This is a genomic window from Mesorhizobium sp. M7A.F.Ca.CA.001.10.2.1 (genome assembly GCF_003998575.1).
Classification (GTDB): Bacteria; Pseudomonadota; Alphaproteobacteria; order Rhizobiales; family Rhizobiaceae; genus Mesorhizobium.
In genome coordinates this window covers 1-4,226 of record NZ_RZQY01000538.1, presented here as the reverse complement: position 1 = coordinate 4,226, position 4,226 = coordinate 1, and the positions used below count along the sequence as shown (strand labels likewise).

Genomic DNA, 4,226 nt, shown 5'->3' with positions numbered 1-4,226 from the left:
CGCTTGCGCGGCGGTTCGACCGCCGGGCGCTCCTTCAGCGAACCCGGCGATCGCCGATAAGGACGAGAAGAAGCAGGGTCGAAGCCAGCGCGCGCACGGCCTCGCCGGAAAAACCGGTCGAACGGGAAGCGTTGGTGGCGCGCGTGTTCATGGCGGTTCTCTTACAGGAGCCGCTTGTGAGAGGCAAGTGGGGGCCGCGTGGCGGGCCGTGATCTGTCGGATGTTGTCCCGAACATGCGCGCTCTTCCCCACGCGCGGCAAATGCGCCAGACTCGGGCATCGACAGGGTTTCGATGCCCCTGTCGCGGGAGGGGTCGTTCATGAATTTCGTGTTCTTCTCGCCGCATTTTCCCGCCAACGGCGCGGATTTCTGCGACCGTTTGAAGAAGGCCGGGGCCAGGGTGCTCGGTATCGGCGACGCGCCCTATGACGCGCTCGACGCCAAGCTGAAAGCAGCCCTTTCGGAATATTACCGCGTCGCCAACATGGAAGACTACGATCCGGTGTTTCGGGCGATGGGGCATTTCGTCCATAAATGGGGCCGTATCGACCGTTTTGAATCGCTCAACGAACATTGGCTTGAGCTGGAAGCCAACATACGCACCGACTTCAACATCTACGGCACCAAGCTCGATTTCGTGAAGAACCTGAAGCGCAAGAGCCGCATGCGTGCCTTCTTCCGCAAGAGCGGCGTCGACACCATCGCGCAGCGCAAATGCTCCGACCGTGCCGGGGCCATGACTTTCATCCGGCGCGTCGGCTACCCCGTCGTGGTCAAGCCCGACAGCGGTTCCGGCGCATCGAACACCTTCAAGATCTCCAACGCCAAAGAGCTCGACCAGTTCTTCCGGGACAAGCCCGAGGACGTGACCTTCGTCATGGAGCAGTTCATCGAGGGGCTGGTGGTGACCTTCGACGGGCTGGTCAACCGCGACGGCGAGGTGGTGCTGGCGGCCAGCCACCGCTACGACCAGAGCGTCATGGAGGTGGTCAACAAGGACCGCCATATGAGCTACACCTGCTTTCCCAGGATCAGCCCGGCGGTCGAGGAGGCCGGCCGCAAGATCCTGAAAGCATTCGACGTGCGCGAACGCTTCTTCCACATCGAGCTGTTCGAGACCAAGGACGACCGGGTCATCGCGCTGGAGGTCAACATGCGCCCGCCCGGCGCCTGGATGACCGATGCGATCAACTACACGTTCGACATCGATGTCTACGCGGCATGGGCCGACATGGTGGTCAGGGATGCCGCCGGCGGCCCTTACGAGGGGAAGTATTTCACCGCCTATGCCAGCCGCAAGCGACGCCTCCACTATTTGCACAGCCATGAGGACGTGCTAGCCGCGCAGCGTGACAAGATCGTCCACCATCAGGCCATCGAAGAGGTTTTCAGCCGCGCCATGGGAAATTACGCCTACCAGATGCGCTCGAAGGACGAAGCAGCGTTGCGTGCAGCGGTCGCGTACATCCACGCTGAAAAGGCGTGAGGCGATGGACATTTCCTATCACAAGAATTTCTCGAGCCAGCTCGGCCGCGACATGGAATACAAGCGCTACGGCCATGCCGGCCGGCCGGTGGTGGTGTTCCCGACCTCGCAGGGCCGGTTCTACCAGTTCGAGGATTCCGGCGGGGTGGGCGCACTGGCCGAATTCATCGACACCGGCCGCATCCAGCTGTTCACGGTCGACGGCGTCGATTCTGAATCCTTCTTCGACAAGCATGCCGACGCCGCCCACCGCATCGCCCGCCACGAGGCCTATTTCCGCTATGTGCGCGAGGAGGCGCTGCCGGACTTCCTGTCCACAGCCGAGCAGGCCAATGGCGGGCGCAAGCTGAAGCCGCTGTTCTCGGGCTGTTCGATGGGCGGCTATCACTCGTCGAACTTCGTCTTCCGCTTTCCTGAACTCGCCAGCGGCGTCATTGCCCTGTCGGGCGTCTATTCGGCGCGCGACTTCTTCGGCAAAGCGCTCGAGGGCGACATTTTCTACAACTCGCCGCTCGACTATCTGCCCGGCATCGTCGATCCCAAACTGCTGGCCCGGCTGAAGGCGCTCAGGCTGATCTTCTGCTGCGGCCAGGGCGCCTGGGAAGAGCGGATGCTGGTCGAGACGCGCAAGTTGGAACAGATCCTGCGCGACAAATCCATTCCCGCCTGGGTCGATTATTGGGGCGGCGATGTCAGCCACGACTGGCCATGGTGGCACAAGCAACTGGTCTATTTCTTCGGCCGTTGGCTGGATGAGGACCTGATGCACAGGCTCGACTGACAGCGGGGCTCGTCCGCTGACAGCTACCCTTCCTGGCCTGCCGGCAGAGCGACGGTCTCGTGTTCCGACGCCGATCCGCGACGCAGGCCAAGGAAGACGACGATGGCGGTCATGACGGTGATTGCCGCCAGCACGATCAGCAGCCTGTCGAACGCCGCCTCGTAGGCCTGGACCAGAACAATGGCTCCAGCCTGGGGCAGATGTTGTGCTGCTTCGCCGAGATTGCCGGTCACCAGCAGTTGGGCTGCCGCTGCTGCCTGCGTCGAAGATGCCGTTCCCTGTGCGGCGAGATGCGCGGCGGTAAAGCCGGAAAGGGTCGCCATGACGATCGCCAGCGCCACGCCCTCGCAAGCGACGCGGGTGGTGTTGAAGATGCCGACCGCCATGCCGGCGCGCTCTCTCGGCACGACACTGACGGCGAGCCCGTCCATCAATCCCCAAGGCAAAGCGATGCCGACGCCGATCAGCATCAGCGGCGCCACCAGCGCACTATCGACCGGTGGTGTCAGGCTTAGCCAGACAAGCCCGGCGGCAGCGACGAGCAGGCCGACGCCGCAGATCGTGGCCGGCGCGATCCAGCGCGCCAGCTGTCCGGCGAGCATCGGCAGGATCAGCAGCGGGCCTGATAGGCAGATCATCAATTGCCCGGCCTTGATCTCGCTCATACCCTCGATGCCGATGAAGCGGATCGGCAACAGGACGAGCAGGACGACGAAGGCGTAAGCGGGTGCCGCAGCCAGAAACTGGACGCCGACGAAGCGGGGATAGGCAAACAGCGTGAGATCGAGCATCGGCCGTTGTGCTCGCCGCTCGACAACGACGAAGGCGACAAAACAGATGGCAGAAGCGGCCAGAAGGGAGACGACGAGGGGATCGGCCCAGCCGCTCTGCGGGGCCTGGAGCACGCCATAGGTCAGCGACGCCAGCGCGATCGTGAAGGTGCCGGCTCCCGCCCAATCTAGGCCCGTCGCATCCGGGTCGCGCGATTCCCTGATGGTGCGCAGGCCGAGCATGGCGGCGGCAATCGCGAGTGCTGCAACCAGAAGAAAGATCGACCGCCAGCCGAATGCAGAGATGAGCAGGCCCGACGCGATTGGGCCGAAGGCGAGGCCGATACCGAAACTGGTGCCGAGGAAGCTGAAGGCGCGCAGCCGCAACGGCCCTTCGAATTCCTGGGCAAGTGCCGAGGCGCCGCCAGCGAAGGCGGCCGCACTGCCGATACCCTGCGCGGCGCGGAAAATGTCGAACCAGATGATGTCCGGCGCCAGCATCGCGCCCAGCGACGCCAGGACATAGAGGGAGAGGCCGACGAGGAAGAGGCGCTTGCGCCCATGATTGTCGGCCAGAGCGCCCGACGCCATCAGGGTGGCGCCGAAGGTCAGCATGAAGGCGTTTGTCACCCAGTTGAGCTCGATCGGACTGCCGCCGAGATCGGCCGCGATACGCGACAGAGCGACGGCCGGACCGGTGAAGGTCAAGGGCATCGTCATCGCGGCAAGGCACACGGACAAGAGCACGAGCCATCTCTCGGCAGAGCCGGTTGTGGTCCTGGAAGTCATGGATTTCCCTATCTGAAACAGTACTCGCCGGTGGCCCGCGCCATTGCGGAGCCGGTCGTGATGACAAGATAGGTCGTCGGCATTTCAGGAAAAATGGTGTTATATCTCCTGGTATATCGGACTGAAACGCTCGAATGGAATGACGCAATGGATCGTCTCAACGGGCTCCTGGCCTTCGCCCGCACCGCCGAATTCGGCAGTTTCGTCGCCGCCGGGCGGGCGCTTGGCATCTCGGCTTCCGCTGTCGGCAAAAGTGTCGCCCGGCTCGAGCAGGAACTCGGCGTGCGGCTCCTGCAGCGCAGCACGCGGCGCATTGGCCTGACGGAAGAGGGCAAGCTGTTCAACGAGCGGGTGCGCCGCATCCTCGACGACATCGACGATGCCGAGGCGATGCTGTCG

4 protein-coding genes are annotated in these 4,226 nt (G+C 63.6%); 3 read left to right on the top strand and 1 reads right to left on the bottom strand.

Annotation, left to right across the window (positions count from 1 at the left end):
- The first annotated feature begins 320 nt into the window (after positions 1-320).
- Together EN964_RS26735 and EN964_RS26730 are read left to right on the top strand one after the other, a co-directional pair.
- Positions 321-1,487 (top strand): ATP-grasp domain-containing protein, encoded by a 1,167-nt coding sequence (locus tag EN964_RS26735; protein WP_127271680.1) that lies wholly within the window; start codon positions 321-323, stop codon positions 1,485-1,487.
- Positions 1,488-1,491: 4 nt separating this feature from the next.
- The gene (locus tag EN964_RS26730) at positions 1,492-2,268 is read left to right on the top strand and encodes an esterase family protein (protein WP_127271710.1); all 777 of its coding nucleotides are present in this window, start codon (positions 1,492-1,494) and stop codon (positions 2,266-2,268) included.
- 23 nt (positions 2,269-2,291) lie between these two features.
- On the opposite strand, the gene EN964_RS26725 is transcribed toward EN964_RS26730, so the two are convergent.
- The gene (locus tag EN964_RS26725) at positions 2,292-3,827 is read right to left on the bottom strand and encodes an MFS transporter (protein WP_127271712.1); all 1,536 of its coding nucleotides are present in this window, start codon (positions 3,825-3,827) and stop codon (positions 2,292-2,294) included.
- A gap of 147 nt (positions 3,828-3,974) precedes the next feature.
- Between EN964_RS26725 and EN964_RS26720 the strand changes: the two genes are divergently transcribed.
- Positions 3,975-4,226, top strand: a 252-nt coding sequence (locus EN964_RS26720; protein ID WP_127276949.1) for a LysR family transcriptional regulator, incomplete at its 3' end; no start/stop codon positions are given.

Excerpts from the sequence above, each read along its gene's own strand:
- EN964_RS26730 (WP_127271710.1), top strand. The coding sequence starts at position 1,492 with ATGGACATTTCCTATCACAAGAATTTCTCGAGCCAGCTCGGCCGCGAC.
- EN964_RS26735 (WP_127271680.1), top strand. The coding sequence starts at position 321 with ATGAATTTCGTGTTCTTCTCGCCGCATTTTCCCGCCAACGGCGCGGAT.
- EN964_RS26725 (WP_127271712.1), bottom strand. The coding sequence starts at position 3,827 with ATGACTTCCAGGACCACAACCGGCTCTGCCGAGAGATGGCTCGTGCTC.